Genomic DNA, 16,370 nt, shown 5'->3' on the forward strand with positions numbered 1-16,370 from the left:
TCAGACTTGGTAGTAGTCACATATTGGGAAGCGCCCGATCAGAATCGAACTGACACCGGTAGCTTGGAAGGCTACAGCTCTACCATTGAGCTACGGGCGCGCTCAAGTAGACCGATATAGTAGTGAAAAGAGGAGTTTTTCTGCAATCTTCTTTTGCAGAATTTTTACATCTTTGTTCAGGAAGAACTTATAAGAGGGCAGTTAAAATGGAATGAATGGCGAAAAAGTTTTTGAAAGAAAAACTGGACTCGATCGAAACCGAGTCCAGAAACACAGGAGTGTTTATTGATGAAAAATAAGCTAGTTCTAATAAATTATATGCCGCTATTAGAAACGGAACTGAGCATTTACGTGAGCTGCTCTTTCATCGATCAAGCGTGTCTCAACAGTAACTGCATATTTATCAGCATCTACAATTGTTGTTCCAATTGCAAGACCGCAAGATTTTCTGGATTTCATCTTGTTGAGCTGCAAGGAAACAATTTGTAATGTATCCGTGATTTTTGTATCAACGTCTATACCAGATCCAGAGATCGTTGGGTTCCAAGTGGTCATTMTTAAGATAGAGGTCTCAAGCTMAGGCTGCGCAATGCGGATAGTGTCGGCATCAAAGCTTGCTCTAGACCACTTAACTCCAATGTAAGGAGTGAACATATTCAGTCTGTAAGACAAAGCCAAGCTTGCTTGCCACTCATGGTAATCGATGGAAGCATCTTTAGTATCTGTAGCGCTAACTGTTCCAGCTTTAATGTTAAGAGGAAACTCTTGTCCAACGTATCCTTTAGGCTTGTTAATAGTGAATTCTGCCGCATTACAGAGAACGTTTAATTCCTCTACTTTTGGCTTAGATTGAGCATATTGGAAGGAAGCTCCTAAAGTTGCACATCCGCACTCCCATAAAGCTGCTCTAGCACCGACGCTCCAAGCGAAAGCTGTGTCTGTGTAGAGTTCGACAACAGCTTGAGACAAGCTGACGTTAGGTATGTCGTCAGCTGCAACTGCAGTTTCATCTCTTCCAAACAGACCAACTAAGTTAAAGGCGGCAGAATTACCTTTAAGATATCCGCTAGTTGCTCCCAATGTACAAAATACATCGAAACGGTCCCAAATGTTTAAAGCCATGTACGCAGCATTAGTGAACATTTCTGCATCTTGCATATGCTTGCCATAAGCGGGATTCTCTCTTGATGCAGGAGTAGGTGCTGTAGTAAGGTCTGCATCTCCTGTAGGAGCTGCTCCCATTTCGAACTGTTTGTTCACGTCTGTTTTCAAAACACGATCAAAAACGAAGTCCCCATAGTAGCCGAGACGTAGGCTGATGGCATCACACCAAGTTGTGCAAGGATCGCAAGGATCTCCACCGAAACCTTCCCAAAGAATCCCGTCAATCATAAGGCTTGGTTCAGCAGGATTCCCCACAGGCAGAGCATGCAAGGAGGAAGCAGAACCCAAAACGGCAAATGCTAATACCGATTTCAAGAGTTTTTTCATTCTTACCTCTAATAAGATTGTATAATTAGCTCTCTTTGTGCCCGCTATCTTTTTCTGGCGGCACTGTGTCCTAGTTAAAGCCAGACAAGATGTCCTGTAGCAATTATGGCTCTGAGGAGTGTCTTGCAAGTAAAAGCAGCCTTAATCGAGAACATGTCGTTCAATGCTCGAGACCATAACAAAATTTTCTTATTCTCGTAAAGTTGATAAGAAAAACGTCTGTCTCAGGAAGAAGCTTTTAAGCGTCTTCTGACCTAGCAATAAAGTAGAGCTCCATTTTTGTATATCTTTTTATGCTTGGTTTTTGCAGACAAAAAAGCCGCGAAATCGAGTGTCGAGCTAAAAATGAAAGTCTGTTAATGCTTAAGAGTTAGAGAGTAGCGCGTTAATTATAAAAGGAAAAACTTAGGACTTCTCTAAATTTCTCAAACCAAAGATTTTTGCTTTTGGAATGGTCCAAAGATGAAAATTTTGGTAAAAGAAGGGACTAAAAACTCAGGATTTTTTTCGGTAGGAAACGATTTTTATTACAAACAAAGAGTTTTTAAACGTCCGTCTAATCAAACAGATTAAACTAACCATATATGAAGAGAAAACGATGTAGATCACTTTCTGTTCCAGAAAAGGCTAACAGGCTACTTGTAGGATTTATTATTGCTTTGTCTATCATTACTTTACGTATATGGCATGTAGCTGTTGTTCAGCACGAGAAAAAAAAAGAAGAGGCTTATCGTCCTCAACGTAGAAGTGTTCCAGAGCATTTTGATCGTGCTGGAGTATGCGATCGATTCGGTAAGCCTTTGGCTGAAAATGTTCTACAGTACAATGTAGGAATTTCTTATCGGGCTATAAGGGATATTCCCACTCGTGTTTGGCATACAGATGAAAACGGGAATAAAAGGCTAGTTCCTGTTCGCAAGGATTATATTAAAAAATTCGCCGATTTTTTGGCTCAAGAGCTTCATATGGATCGTGATTTTGTTGAAGATACGATTCATGCTAAAGCTTCTGTGTTAGGGTCTGTTCCGCATATCATTCAAGCAAACGTATCTGAGCGCACTTTTTTAAAGCTTAAGATGTTGGAAAAAGATTGGCCAGGATTACATGTTGAATCTTCTGTTCGTCGACATTATCCAGAGGGACGTACTGTAGCGGATTTGTTAGGATATGTAGGCCCAATTAGCGCAGAGGAACACAGAAAAATTACTAGGGAACTGGGGAACTTACGAGAATGCATTCGTGCTTATGAAGAGGGAGAAGATCCCAAATTCCCGTTAGGAATATCGAGTATCGATCAAGTTCGTAAGCTTTTGCATGAATTAGAGATGCATGCTTATGGATTGAATTCTTCGATTGGAAAGTTAGGTGTAGAGGCTTTTTGTGACCGGAAATTAAGAGGGTTAATCGGTAAGCGATCTATGCTTGTCGATCGACGGGGGAACTTTATTCAAGAGATGGAAGGTTCTTTAGTTGGAAGCCCTGGGAGGAAAATACAACTAACTATTTCTACAGAATTGCAAGCTTTTGCCCATGAACTTCTTGCGGAGCATGAGCGAGGAGAGGCTTTTCGAGATTATCGACAATGGCGTCATCAACAATATTTACCTCCTTTTTTCCCTTGGATAAAAGGAGGCGCTATTGTTGCTATGGATCCTAAGAATGGCCAAATTCTGGCTATGGCTTCTTCCCCGCGTTACGATAATAATGATTTTATCAATATGAAAGACTCCGCTAATCAAGAGGAGTGTCGTTCTTCCGTTTTACGATGGTTAGAGAATCTTGAATATATAGGAGAGGTATTCGATCGACGTGTTCCTTTGAGAAGAGAGCGATTAGATCCTTTGACAGGGAAATACTTTGATGAGGAACTCTCTTTTTCTTATCGAGCCTTTTTAGACTTTATTCTTCCTGATACTTCGAAAGTAAAGCAGCTATTGTGTGAAAAGGGCTCGGTCGGACTTTCTATCTACTTGCAAAGTAAGGTAGATCAGCTTTTGGAAATATTTGATTCGGAAGCGAAAGATTGTGGACTGGTTTTTGATGTCATTTTCCAAAAAGCAGATGGCCATGAGCCTATAGGAGAGGTCACTTCTCTTAAACGTCAGAAACAGTTTCGGAAAATTTTGGAGGAAAGAAGTGAGGAGATTCAAGAATTTCGAAAACGTTTTGAATCCCTATTTGTTGAGCTTCCAGCCAATTACGATAAAGTACTGTTTTTAGATTTGTTGCGTGCAGCTGTAGATCCAGAAAGAGTTTCGATTTCTTTGCTGTCGGCAATTGGCCATATGTCTGTGTTAGATTTTGTAGATTATCAAGGACATTTCATTGCTCTACGTAAGGCTTTTGCCAAGTTGATGGAGAATATATTTATCGATCAAGACTTTGCTGTTTGGAGGGAAGAACATTTTACGGATTTCCTTAAACAGAAAAGAGAAGAAGAGCTTGCTCGTAAACAAAGATATCCGACGCCTTATGTGGATTACTTAGTTGAAGAGAGAACGCGGCAATATGCTCTTTTTTGCCAAAGGTATATGGACTCATTTATTGCTTTTCTCTTGTCGGATACAGAAATTCCCTCTGATGATCCTTATTATCGAGAACTTGCTTGTTGGCGTCAGGAATTGCGTTCTGGAGCGCATCCAGCCTTAGAATGGCGTGAGCATTACGAGTTTTTACATAAACGTTTATTGCAAACATCCTATGATTTGTGTGAGTTGTTCGCTGCTTTTCGTGAATTCGCAGAACTCAAGCGTCCTTTGTATGGGCAATATCCTCTGACTCTTACACGCAATGTTGAACAAATTGAGCAAGATCTTATCGCCTCTTTTTATCCATTGTATGGTTACGGTTATCTATCCGCGCATGCCTTTGGTCAGGCGGCTACTTTAGGGTCTATTTTTAAATTAGTTTCTGCTTATTCCGTACTTGTGCAACATCTCTCTAGTCCAGAGGACTTATCTAAGCTATTGGTGATCGTTGATAAGCAATCATTAGGGTACCGTTGCGGGAAACCTCATGTCGGATTTTTTAAAGATGGTTCTCCTATAAACTCCTTTTTCAAAGGAGGGATCCTCCCGGGGAATGATTATTCTGGCAGAGGATACATTGATCTTATTTCTGCTTTAGAAATGTCAAGTAACCCTTATTTTTCTCTTCTTGTGAGTGAATACCTTTCTGATCCAGAAGATTTATGTGAAGCTGCTAGGCTTTTCGGATTTGGAGAAAAGACAGGGGTTGGCCTTCCTGGAGAATATGCAGGGAGAGTGCCAGTAGATGTCGCGTATAACCGTTCCGGGTTATACGCGACAGCTATAGGGCAGCATACACTTGTTGTAACTCCTTTACAGACAGCTGTCATGATGTCAACATTAGTTAATGGAGGAAGTGTATATCAACCGAGTTTAATACAGGGAGAGTGGTATGAAGGAAAGTTTTTCCCCGAGACTGTTAAAAAGAAAAGAGATATTTTCTTGCCCGATCCCATCGTGCATCTCTTTAAGAAGGGTATGCATAACGTGATTTGGGGACAGTACGGAACGACAAGATTTATGCGTCAACGATTTGCTCCTGAACAACTGTCTCGTATTATCGGTAAAACGAGTACCGCTGAGGTAATCGCTCGCGTGAGCTTAGATCGTGAACGAGGGCGTATGAAATTGAAAGATGTATGGTTTGGTGCGATTGGGTATGAAGATGAGGCGCTAACGCTCCCTGATATTGTCGTTGTTGTTTATTTGCGACTCGGAGAGTTTGGGAGGGACGCGGCTCCGATGGCGGTGCGCATGATAGAGAAATGGGAAGAAATTCGTAAAAAATCTCTCCATTAATGGAGATTGGCACGCTTTTTGCTCCTGTAGAAGTGAGGTGTTACTTTGACAGGGAACGACTATGGAAGAAGCGGAAAAGCATTTAGCGAAAGAGTTTTTGTGTTCAGGAATTAATTTATTTTTGAGTGGTGAATACGAACAAGCTGAAGAAAGGTTGAAAGAGTCTTTAGAATTAGATCCAGAAGCTGGGTTAGCCTATTGTTATTTGGGAATTATTGCTTTAGAAACAGGACGGACTGCTGAAGCTTTGGTTTGGTGTAAGAAGGGATTGGATGAGGAGCCAGGAGACAGCTATTTACGTTATTGTTATGGTGTTGCCTTAGATAAAGCAGATCGTGTAGAGGAAGCCATTGGCCATTATCAGGCATATGCAGAGCTTCATCCTGAGGACATAGAATGCCTTTTTAGTTTAGGAAGCGCCTATCATCGTGTGTTACGTTATGAAGATGCCATTGCTTGCTTTGATCGTATTGCACAACTCGATCCTTGGAATCCTCAAAGTTTATATAATAAGGCTGTGATTTTATCAGATATGGAAGATGAAGAGGGGGCGATTGATTTATTGGAATCAACTGTGAAGAGAAACCCTCTTTATTGGAAAGCTTGGGTAAAATTGGGGTACTTACTTTCCAGAAATAAGATGTGGGATCGAGCAACGGAAGCTTATGAGCGAGTTGTTCAATTACGACCCGATCTATCTGATGGGCATTATAACCTGGGACTATGCTATTTAACGCTTGATAAAACAAGATTGGCGTTAAAAGCTTTTCAAGAGTCTTTGCAATTGAATTCTGAAGATGCAGATGCACATTTTTATATAGGGTTGGCGCATATGGATCTTAAGCAGAATGAGCTGGCTTATGATGCATTTTATCGGGCATTGGGAATTAATTTAGATCACGAACGATCGCACTATTTATTGGGCTATTTGCACCATATACAAGGAGAATCTGACAAAGCAGAGAAGGAGCTTTCTTTCTTAATGTCTAAGGAATCGGTGTTCGCTCCATTGTTGCAAAAAACTGTGAGTAGTTCAGGATTTATTCGTGAGAAAGAGACGCTATTTTGAAAGTAGCCAACTTTTAATGATGGTGATTTTCTTCTCAACAAAACGACTTGGTTTTTGAATTTTTATTTGTTTGTGTTGTAGAAAAATTCCATTTTTTTTACGATCCGTGGCCAACAAGTTTTTTTCTTAAGGACTGGTTAACAGTCCTTTCCTTGGGTCTAGGGAAAGATCACTTCTTTCCCTAGGCTGTCTTTTTCTCTAAAAAATTTAAAAAAGCTTTTAGAAAGGCGGCGTCTAGAATTGCAGCTAAGGATTTGTTTTGTTTTTTTTAGAATAGAGGCAATAATAGGCTCTTTTCTCGGGAACTTCGCTCAAGCTAGAGTAGCATTCTGATAAAAGAGGAGGATCATGGACGCACCGGTAGATAAATTTCTGCAGCAGCAGGAATATCCTTATGGATTTGTTACTCCTGTAGAATCTGAGGGATTAGCACCAGGTATTAGTGAAGAACATATAGAACGATTGGTGCATTTACGGGGAGAGCCAAAATTTTTGTTAGATTTTCGTTTAAAAGCTTTTCGTCTGTGGCAAAAGATGGAGGAACCGAAATGGGCTCGCCTTCATTATGCTCCGATTTCCTATGATGAAATGGTGTATTTTTCGGCGCCTAAATCTAAAAAACCCTTAGGGAAATTAGAAGATGCCGATCCAGAGCTTCTCGAGACGTTTAAAAGATTAGGCATTCCTATTGATGAGCAAAAAAGATTGCTTAATGTGCAAGATGTCGCGATGGATTTAGTTTTTGATTCCGTGTCCATAGGAACGACCTTCAAAAAAACTTTAGAGGAAGCTGGCGTAATTTTTTGTTCATTGCGTGAGGCTATTCATAACTATCCCGATTTAGTGAAACGTTATTTGGGATCTGTGGTTCCTGCTCGAGACAATTTTTTTGCGGCATTAAATTCTGCGGTCTTCAGCGATGGCTCATTTGTTTATATTCCTAAGGGCGTACGATGCCCAATGGAAATATCTACCTATTTTAGAATCAATGATAAAGAATCTGGCCAATTTGAGAGGACCCTGATCATTGCTGAGGATGATGCTTATGTAAGTTATCTGGAAGGTTGTACTGCTCCTGCTTTTTCTTCTCACCAATTACATGCAGCTGTTGTTGAGTTAATAGCGAATAATCGTTCCACTATCCGCTATTCAACAGTTCAGAATTGGTATCCTGGGGATCGCAACACAGGAGAAGGTGGGATTTATAATTTTGTTACGAAACGAGGGCTTTGTGCAGGAAAGCAATCTAAAATTTCCTGGTCACAAGTTGAAGTGGGTGCAGCGATCACTTGGAAATACCCGAGCTGTATTTTAAGGGGAGAGAATAGTGTAGGGGAATTCTATTCCATAGCCTTGACTAATGGGAAGATGCAAGCAGATACAGGAACAAAAATGTTACATATTGGCAAGGGTTCTTCTTCAACTATAGTTTCGAAGGGAATTTCCGCTGACGAATCGCATAATACTTTTAGAAGTTTAGTTTCTATTTCTCCACAAGCTGTGGGAAGTTGTAACTATACGCAATGCGATTCTATGCTTGTTGGAGAGCTTTGTGGAGCTTACACAGATCCTCAAATTCTAGTTCACAATGGAGAAAGTTGCGTAGAGCATGAAGCAGCAACTTCTAAATTACGGGAAGAACAACTTTTCTATTTGCGTAGTCGGGGATTCGATACAGAAGAGGCTGTGAGTTTAGTCGTACATGGTTTCTGTAAAGAAGTTATAGAGTTATTGCCTTTGGAATTTGCTCGAGAAGCAACAAAGTTATTAATGATTAAATTAGAAAATAGTGTGGGCTAGAAATGCTTCATCTATACGATTTACACGTGTGTTGTGAAGAAAAAAAGATTTTGGAAGGGTTGTCTTTGTCTATTCGCCCAGGAGAACTCCATATCATTATGGGGCCTAATGGAGCAGGGAAATCCACGTTAGCTAAAGTTCTGTCTGGGGATGACAGTGTAGAGGTAGCTTCAGGGAGGATGACTTTATCGGGAAGCGACTTAATTGAGATGTCTCCGGAGAAAAGGGCTCATGCAGGGATGTTCATTAGTTTTCAACATCCTCCAGAAATTCCCGGAGTCAATAATCGTCTTTTTTTAAAAGAGGCTTGTAATGCTTGTAGAAAAGCTCGTAATCAAGAGGTGTTGGAAGATTCTGCTTTCAATGAGTTGCTTGCGAGTTTAGAAGAAACTTATGGATTCCCAGGATTTCATTTTTTCCCTGATAGAAATGTCAATGAAGGGTTTTCAGGGGGAGAGAAAAAAAAGAACGAACTTTGGCAAATGTTGATCTTGGAACCCAAAATGGTTGTGCTAGATGAACCCGACTCAGGGCTTGATGTAGATGCCCTGAAGGGCATTTGCTCTGTTGTACAAACCTATCGACGTAAACATCCTGAAACTGCCTTTTGCATTGTGACTCATAATCCGAGACTCGGGGATCTTCTTCACCCTGATCATGTACACATCCTTTTGAATGGGAGAGTTGTTTTTTCCGGGGATATGCATCTCATGGAGGAGCTAGAAAGAAAGAGTTATCAAGAATTGTTGGATGTTGTTACCCGGGAGTAAGCTATGAGGGGAACTTATCAGCAAAGGCTAATTCATCCTAATGAGCGATTACTAGAAGCGCTCAGTTCTTTATGGGGCAAATATCAACGTGATCATGTATTTCGAGATGCCTGTTCTTGGCTACGCGAGATTCCTCAGGGAACAAACCCATGGATCTATTGTCTAGGAGGGAGTGAGTTTTTTACTCCTTTTTCTGATCAGAAATCAGCCGATTGCGTATTTGTGAATGGGTATTTTGTGCCCTCTTTGTCTAAGCTGCCTTCGGGTATTCTTGTGGCGCCTTTATGTGAGGCACGAGCTTTTTTTCAGAAGAAACAAGATAAAGATCCATTAGAAAAAGCACACTCTTTGCTTCGCGGAGAAGAGGGGACAGTCATTTACATCCCTGAGGGGCAAAAGTTTGAAGCTCCTCTTGTCGTGCATCACCACTACGTAGGTAGTGAAGAAAACGATTATAAAAAAATGAGTGCGCCTTACTTTGTTTTTATTTTAGGGAAAGGAGCGTCTATATCCATAGAAATGGAAACCATGACAATTCCGCAGAATTTCCATCTCTTTGGGCAAACGCTTGGTTTCCTTGGGGAGGAGGCAGAGCTTATTTTGACTGTAAAATCTTTCCCTAAAGGGACTGAGAGAGTGGTTTGGTCTCATCATGTAGAGGTGGAACGCAAAGGAGCTTGTGCTGTTGTCCAAGAAATGCGTTCTATGGGGAAGGGATGGTTTCGAAATGCTTTTTCTCTTAGAGGAGAATCTGCACATGGAGAATCTTTAGTTAAGGTTTTGGGTGGAGATTGTTTGGGAGTGCATAACACGATGTATCATGATGCACGAGCAACTTCTTCTCGCCAAAACATTCGTTCCATATTAGATGAGGGATATTTTGCTTTTGAAGGAGGAATCCATATTAGCCCTCAAGGCACTTTGTCTAATGCTTATCAGAAGCACGATACTTTGTTATTAAGTAATCGTGCTTCTGCAGCAACTTTTCCTCGATTAGAAATTTTAACCGATGATGTGAAAGCCTCTCATGGGGCAACAGTAGGCTCTTTGAATGCGCATCTTCTTACTTATCTTCGCTCTAGAGGTTTTAGCTTGATGGATGCTAAGCAAACTTTGCAGAAAAGTTTTTTAGCATTGGATATAGAGAAAACGTATTTCCCAAAACTGAAAGACTTGGATCTTTAACGATGTACAATGTGAAAGAAGACTTCCCCATTTTTAGGAATCAGAAAGATCCGTATATTTATTTAGATTCTGCAGCCACTACACATAAGCCTCAGTGTGTGATTGATGCTGTGACAGATTATTATAGCTTTTCATATGCGACTGTAAATCGTGCGATTTACAGTGCATCGCACGATATATCTTCTGCATATTGGCGAGTACGTTCAAAAGTAGCTGCTTGGATTGGAGCACGATATGACCAGGAAATTGTTTTTACGAGAGGGACGACCTCTTCACTCAATTTACTAGCTATTGCAGCTAATGATAGTTGGTTGGCCGGAGGGACTGTTGTGGTTTCGGAAGCCGAGCATCATGCTAATATTTTGTCCTGGGAAATCGCTTGCCGACGTTCTGGAGCTACAGTAAAAAAGGTCCGAGTGAATGATGAGGGAATCATAGATCTAAGCCATTTGGAAAAATTATTAAAACAAGGTGTGCAACTTGTTAGTTTAGCTCATGTGAGTAATGTATCGGGAGCAGTTCTACCTGTGCAAGAGGTAGCTTTTTTAGTTCACCGTTACGGAGCTTTACTTGCCATAGATGGGGCCCAAGGAGTTGGAAGTGGACCTTTAAATCTTTCGGGATGGGATGTAGATTTTTATGCTTTTTCTGGACATAAACTTTATGCTCCCACTGGTATTGGAGTATTATACGGGAAGAGGGAACTTTTAGAATCTTTGCCACCAGTGGAAGGCGGAGGAGATATGGTGGTTGTATATGATTCAGAATCTTCTCGCTATCAAGAGCCGCCTTTACGCTTCGAAGCCGGGACCCCTCATATCGCAGGAGTGTTAGGATTAGGTGCGGCTATTGATTATTTACAAGCGTTACCTTTTTCTGTGTCAGACCATTTAACAGCGCTTACCCGCTTTTTATATAACCGGTTGCTTACTATACCTGATATTCAAATTGTGGGACCTCAACAAGGAACTCCCCGCGGCTGCTTATGTAGTATCATTATTCCTGGAGTGCAAGCTTCCGATTTAGGTTTTTTGCTAGATGGGAAAGGTATCGCTGTGCGCTCTGGGCATCAATGCTCGCAACCTGCAATGGCACGTTGGGATTTAGGCCATGTTTTACGTGCATCATTGGGGGTATATAATGACCAGCAAGATGTTATTTCATTTGTGGAAGCTTTAGAAGATATTTTACGTTCGTATCGTTAATGATTCCCATTTTAATCCGAATACACGGCATATGTCTCTAGCTTGATTTGGATTGTAAGATTTTGTATCTTGAGTTTTTGTATTCTTGACGTGTCTGTAGAAGACGACTTATTAGGCTATGAATTAGGAAAATATTGTGAGCAAATTACCTGGCGAAGATACGCTTTTAGAAGTGAATATAGATGATATTCGGGTTAGCCCTTTTCAGCCTAGACGCATATTTTTTGAGGAAGATTTAAAAGAGTTAATCCTTTCGATAAAAGCTGTGGGGCTTATTCATCCTCCGGTAGTTAGGGAGATCCGGAATGGAGATAAGGTTTTGTATTATGAGTTGATAGCGGGAGAGCGCCGTTGGCGCGCTTTGCAGTCAGCGGGATACAAAACGATACCAGTTGTTTTGAAGCAAGTATTGGCTGATGATCTTGCAGCGGAGGCTACCTTAATCGAGAATATTCAACGGGTGAATTTAAATCCTTTGGAAATGGCAGAAGCTTTTAGGCGATTGATCGTTGTTTTTGGCCTTACTCAAGATAAGGTAGCCAAAAAAGTTGGGAAGAAGCGTTCAACGGTTGCTAACTATCTACGGTTGTTTTCGCTTTCTAATGAGATTCAAGAGAAGATCAATTCGGGAGAATTGACTTTAGGGCATGCCAAAGTGATTTTGTCGTTAGAAGATGAAAGTCTTCGACAGATTCTCAGTGAAAAAATTATTTCTTCTAAATTAGCTGTTCGTGAGGCAGAAATAGAAGCCAAACGTTTGCTGAAAGGTAAAGAAGACGCTTCTAAAAAGGAAGCTTCCTTACAAAAGACTTCTTGTTTAGTTTCCTATCAAGAACGGTTAGCAACGACTTTTGGGTATCCTGTAACGGTAAAGCCTCAAGGGAAACGCATATGTGTATCGTTCTTTGTAGAAGGAGAGGAAGCTCTGGAATCCCTGGAAAAGGCCTTAACAGCAGGTTCTTTTGAAGTTACAGTGTAGGATGATCTTTAGGATTCTGGAAAAGCTCTTCAGTTATTAGGGGAGTGCGTAGATCTCGGCGATGCTCGGGGAATTCTGGTAACTGTGAGTGAAGCAGCATTCGTGTGTACGGATGCTGTGGATGGCAAAATATTTGTTCTGTAGGACCGCTTTCTACGAGTTGCCCTTTATACATGATAATCAGTTCTGAGCAAAATGATCGGACGACGGCAAGGTCGTGCGAAATGAACAAATAAGTAAGTTGCGCTTGTTGTTGTAGCGAGGTTAGCGTATTAAGAATCTGAGCTTGCATGGAGAGATCTAAAGCGGAGACAACTTCATCACAAATGATAAGCTGAGGGGCGCCTAATAAAGCTCTAGCGATCGAGATTCGTTGTAACTGTCCTCCAGACAGTTGATGAGGGTAAGCATAGAGATAGTCTGTAGAAATACCAACCAAAGACAAGGCTCTTTCCACTGTAGCTCCCAAATCGGTTTTAGCGACTAAACGATGATAGAGTAGAGAATGGCTTAGGGTGTCAAAAATTGTTTTGCGTGGATTTAAAGACGAACGGGGATTTTGAAACACCATACGTACTTGTGAGCTCAAGTATTGACGGCCTTGCTTACTATGTAGTGGAACTGCTTTATCATTGAGAGTAAGATGTCCAGAGGTCAATGGGATAAGCCCTGCTAACCCTAAAGCTAAAGTGGTTTTCCCTGAACCAGATTCTCCTATAAGACCAACAATCTTATGTTTTGGAATGGTGAAAGAAACATTATTCAAAGGTGTTGTAGCGATCTTTTTTTGCTGAAACCAGAAAGACCTTTTGTAGTAATGCTTCGTTAATCGGCTTGCTTGGATCAAGGGAGGATTACTCATATAACCAACACCTCACGTGATGATGATCGTTTAAAGATATGGCATGTGGTGATTGCTTGTAGCAGATAGGTAAGGCCTTTTGGCAACGAGGAGAATAACAACAGCCTTTTGGAAGGTTCGTATAATGAGGTGGATGCCCTGAAATAGGAACAAAGGTCTGCTTTTTATATTGTGAAGGGCGGGAAGCTAATAAATCTTTTGTATAAGGGTGAGCAGGTGAATGGAAGATATCTTGTACAGAAGAGTACTCTGCCATGCGGCCTGCGTACAAGACGAAAACATCATCAGCCATTTCTGCAACAACTCCCATGTCATGAGTAATGACCAGTAAGCTCATCCCTGTCTTTTTCTGTAAAGTTTTTAGGAGTTGTAAAATTTGATATTGTACTGAGACATCTAAAGCTGTCGTGGGCTCATCTGCTATCAACAAATCTGGTGAAGTGAGCAAGGTCATGGCAATGGCCATGCGCTGAAGCATTCCTCCAGATAGCTCATGGGGATAGAGTTTAATGCAGCGCTCAGGATCTTGGAAGCCAGTTTCTCGCAATACGGTTACAATTTGTTCATGCGCAACTTTTTTTGTTAAATCTAAATGGGTGCGGATGACTTCGTGAAACTGTTGCTCAATTGTGAATACAGGGTCAAAAGATGCAAGTGGATTTTGAAAAATCATAGCCATCTTTGATCCAAATAACGTCTTTGATAAGAGATTTTTACGATCAAGTAAGTTTTCTTTATGGAGAAAAGCTTCTCCGGAAATAGAAAAATACTCTTCTGGAAGAAGCTGCATAAGGGATTGCGCCGTAATAGACTTTCCTGAACCAGATTCTCCAATGATTGCTAACGTTTGCCCAGGGAAAACATTGAAAGAAAGATCCTCTACAACAGGAAACGACACGGTATTTCTATTAAGAGACACAGAAAGATTCTTGACTTGGAGAAGAGGTTGAGCACTCATGGCTATGGATCTCCTGCTGTTTTCTAGAAAGGTCCCTGTAGAGTGAAAGATCGCAGAAAGCCAAAAAGTTTCGGCCCCCTAGAGCATTCTAGATTGCAATTATATATACGGAGGGAATATATTACGAGGGGCATTTTCTCGAGGATAATGAAAAAGGCTCTTATGCAGGTTCTAGCAAGTTTATTTGGTCGATCTCCTTTTTCTCCATTACAAGCGCATGTAGAGCTAGTTTCTGCGAGTATTGAGGTCCTTTTCCCTCTCTTTAGCGCTATTAAAGAGGGTGATTATCAAAGAGTTGAGGCTCTGGCCCAACTAGTTTCTTCAAAAGAACGCCAAGCAGATGGCGTAAAAAATGACATAAGAAGTCATCTAGCTTCAGGAGTATTTATTCCTGTATCGCGATTGGCGATGTTGGAGATTATTTCAACGCAAGATTCCGTGGCGGATTGTGCAGAAGATATCGCAATTTTGTTGACAGTGAAAGAGCTGCGGTTTTATCCAGAATTTGAAGAGATATTCTTCCAGTTTCTGCAAAAAACGGTGCAATCTTTCGAGGTTGTTGCGAAGGCCATACGAGAAATGGATCTTCTTTTGGAATCTTCTTTCGGGGGATGTCGAGCTGAGAAAACTCGCGTTCTAGTGAATGAGGTATCTAATCTTGAACATGAGTGCGATTTATTGCAGCGGGAATTAATGAAGATATTATTCTCTGAAAATTTTTCCATCGAAACAAAAGATTTTGTTCTTTGGACACAAATTATTAAGAGGCTATCGGGAATATCTAATAATTCCGAGAAACTAGCTTATCGAGTGGGTATGACTCTAGAAGAGAAATAGGCATGTGGTGGCTGCTGGTTTGTGTGGTTATAGGCGGATTCTACACTGCTTGGAACATAGGCGCTAATGATGTAGCGAATGCTGTGGGGCCAAGTGTAGGGGCTGGCGTGTTGACTTTGCGACAGGCTGTTCTCATTGCTGCGGTTTTTGAATTCCTTGGAGCTGTGGTATTAGGGGATCGAGTTATCGGTACCATTGAAAGTGGTTTAGTGGCGCCGGCCGATCATGTTCTGTCTTCCCAAGATTATGTCTTTGGAATGACAGCAGCTCTTTTTGCTACTGGTGTTTGGTTACAGATAGCATCTTTTTTTGGGTGGCCAGTATCAACAACCCATGCTATTGTGGGAGGCGTTTTAGGCTTTGGAATCATCCTTAAAGAGGATGCTGTTATCTATTGGGATTCCTGTGCTCGAATATTTGTCAGCTGGTTAGCCTCTCCTATTATTGGGGGATATTTCGCTTTTCTTATTTTCTCTTTTATTCGAAAAGCCATTCTTTATAAAAGAGATCCAGTTTCTGCCATGGTGCGTATAGCTCCGTTTCTATCTGCTATTATTATTTTTGCTTTAGGTTTGATCCTTATCCTTAGTGGAGCAGTGGCTCGTGTAGTGGCTTTTCCTGTAGCTTTCCGCGTTGTTTGTGGATTAGTTGTTTTCGCTTTTGCCTTTACGATTTGGGGAGTGCACTTTTTTAAACTGGCCGTTCTCCCTCAAAAAGTGGGGCCAGGAACATTGTTAGATCGACTGTTATCCAAAAGTACAGATTATGGACGACAGTACCTTGTTGTTGAGCGTATTTTTGCTTACTTACAAATAGTCATTGCGTGCTTTATGTCTTTTGCCCACGGGTCTAATGATGTTGCCAATGCTATAGCTCCTGTTGCTGGTATTTATCGGGCTCTATATCCGCAAAGTTACTCTCCGAAAGTTCTCTTTATATTCATGTCTCTAGGGGGCTTAGGTTTAGTCTTTGGATTGGCAACATGGGGTTGGCGTGTAATTGATACTATTGGGAAAAAAATCACAGAGCTTACGCCATCGAGAGGGTTCTCTGTAGGAATGAGCTCGGCTATCACTATTGCAGCAGCATCTGCTTTTGGATTCCCTATATCAACTACACATGTTGTTGTGGGTGCCGTATTGGGGGTAGGGTTAGCAAGAGGGCTGCAAGCTATCAATCTACGGATTATTAAAGACATTGTACTCTCGTGGTTTGTTACAGTGCCCGCAGGAGCAGCTCTTTCCATCATGTTTTTTTTGTTATTACGCGCAGTATTTTGTTAAGCGCAGATCCTTATATTCAGGATCAAGAAGTTTTTGTCTGAACAATTCTTCTTATTTAGCTTTGATAAAGGCTTGAGTTTTCTGTTGTTTAGGCGCTATAAGAA

The 16,370-nt window shown here is 41.1% G+C and carries 12 protein-coding genes and 1 tRNA gene; 9 read left to right on the forward strand and 4 right to left on the reverse strand.

The window, feature by feature from the left end; genetic code table 11:
- Positions 1–29: 29 nt before the first annotated feature.
- Positions 30–100, reverse strand: a tRNA-Gly gene (locus tag TC_RS00280).
- Between the two features lie 227 nt (positions 101–327).
- Complete coding sequence (locus tag TC_RS00285; protein ID WP_010904265.1) at positions 328–1,491, reverse strand: porin; 1,164 nt, start codon at positions 1,489–1,491, stop codon at positions 328–330.
- A gap of 584 nt (positions 1,492–2,075) precedes the next feature.
- Here TC_RS00285 and TC_RS00290 point away from each other — a divergent pair.
- The 7 genes from TC_RS00290 (at position 2,076) to TC_RS00320 (ending at position 12,326) form a co-directional block, all read left to right on the forward strand.
- Entirely contained in the window at positions 2,076–5,318 is a 3,243-nt protein-coding gene (locus tag TC_RS00290; protein WP_010229238.1) for a penicillin-binding transpeptidase domain-containing protein, read from the forward strand.
- A 61-nt stretch (positions 5,319–5,379) separates the two neighbouring features.
- Positions 5,380–6,387 (forward strand): tetratricopeptide repeat protein, encoded by a 1,008-nt coding sequence (locus tag TC_RS00295; RefSeq protein WP_010229239.1) that lies wholly within the window; start codon positions 5,380–5,382, stop codon positions 6,385–6,387.
- 348 nt (positions 6,388–6,735) lie between these two features.
- On the forward strand, positions 6,736–8,187 hold the full coding sequence (gene sufB / locus TC_RS00300; protein WP_010229241.1) for a Fe-S cluster assembly protein SufB: 1,452 nt from the start codon (positions 6,736–6,738) through the stop codon (positions 8,185–8,187).
- 2 nt (positions 8,188–8,189) lie between these two features.
- The gene (sufC, locus tag TC_RS00305; protein WP_010229242.1) at positions 8,190–8,957 is read left to right on the forward strand and encodes a Fe-S cluster assembly ATPase SufC; all 768 of its coding nucleotides are present in this window, start codon (positions 8,190–8,192) and stop codon (positions 8,955–8,957) included.
- Positions 8,958–8,960: 3 nt separating this feature from the next.
- Complete coding sequence (sufD, locus tag TC_RS00310; protein ID WP_010229244.1) at positions 8,961–10,142, forward strand: Fe-S cluster assembly protein SufD; 1,182 nt, start codon at positions 8,961–8,963, stop codon at positions 10,140–10,142.
- 2 nt (positions 10,143–10,144) lie between these two features.
- Positions 10,145–11,347: a cysteine desulfurase gene (locus TC_RS00315; protein WP_010229248.1), complete on the forward strand. Its 1,203-nt coding sequence runs from the start codon at positions 10,145–10,147 to the stop codon at positions 11,345–11,347.
- A gap of 136 nt (positions 11,348–11,483) precedes the next feature.
- On the forward strand, positions 11,484–12,326 hold the full coding sequence (locus TC_RS00320) for a ParB/RepB/Spo0J family partition protein (RefSeq protein ID WP_010229253.1): 843 nt from the start codon (positions 11,484–11,486) through the stop codon (positions 12,324–12,326).
- Here TC_RS00320 and TC_RS00325 read toward each other — a convergent pair.
- Positions 12,316–13,188, reverse strand: coding sequence for an ABC transporter ATP-binding protein (locus tag TC_RS00325; RefSeq protein WP_010229258.1), 873 nt, complete (start codon positions 13,186–13,188; stop codon positions 12,316–12,318). The genes TC_RS00320 and TC_RS00325 overlap by 11 nt on opposite strands.
- A complete protein-coding gene (locus TC_RS00330; protein ID WP_010229260.1) occupies positions 13,181–14,146 on the reverse strand; it encodes an ABC transporter ATP-binding protein in 966 nt (321 codons plus the stop codon). Before TC_RS00330 ends, TC_RS00325 begins: the two co-directional genes overlap by 8 nt.
- Positions 14,147–14,308: 162 nt before the next feature.
- Between TC_RS00330 and TC_RS00335 the strand changes: the two genes are divergently transcribed.
- Entirely contained in the window at positions 14,309–14,983 is a 675-nt protein-coding gene (locus TC_RS00335) for a TIGR00153 family protein (protein ID WP_010229262.1), read from the forward strand.
- A gap of 2 nt (positions 14,984–14,985) precedes the next feature.
- The gene (locus TC_RS00340; RefSeq protein ID WP_010229264.1) at positions 14,986–16,266 is read left to right on the forward strand and encodes an inorganic phosphate transporter; all 1,281 of its coding nucleotides are present in this window, start codon (positions 14,986–14,988) and stop codon (positions 16,264–16,266) included.
- Positions 16,267–16,370 lie beyond the last annotated feature (104 nt).

Source organism: Chlamydia muridarum str. Nigg, assembly GCF_000006685.1.
In the GTDB taxonomy this organism is placed as follows: Bacteria; Chlamydiota; Chlamydiia; order Chlamydiales; family Chlamydiaceae; genus Chlamydia; species Chlamydia muridarum.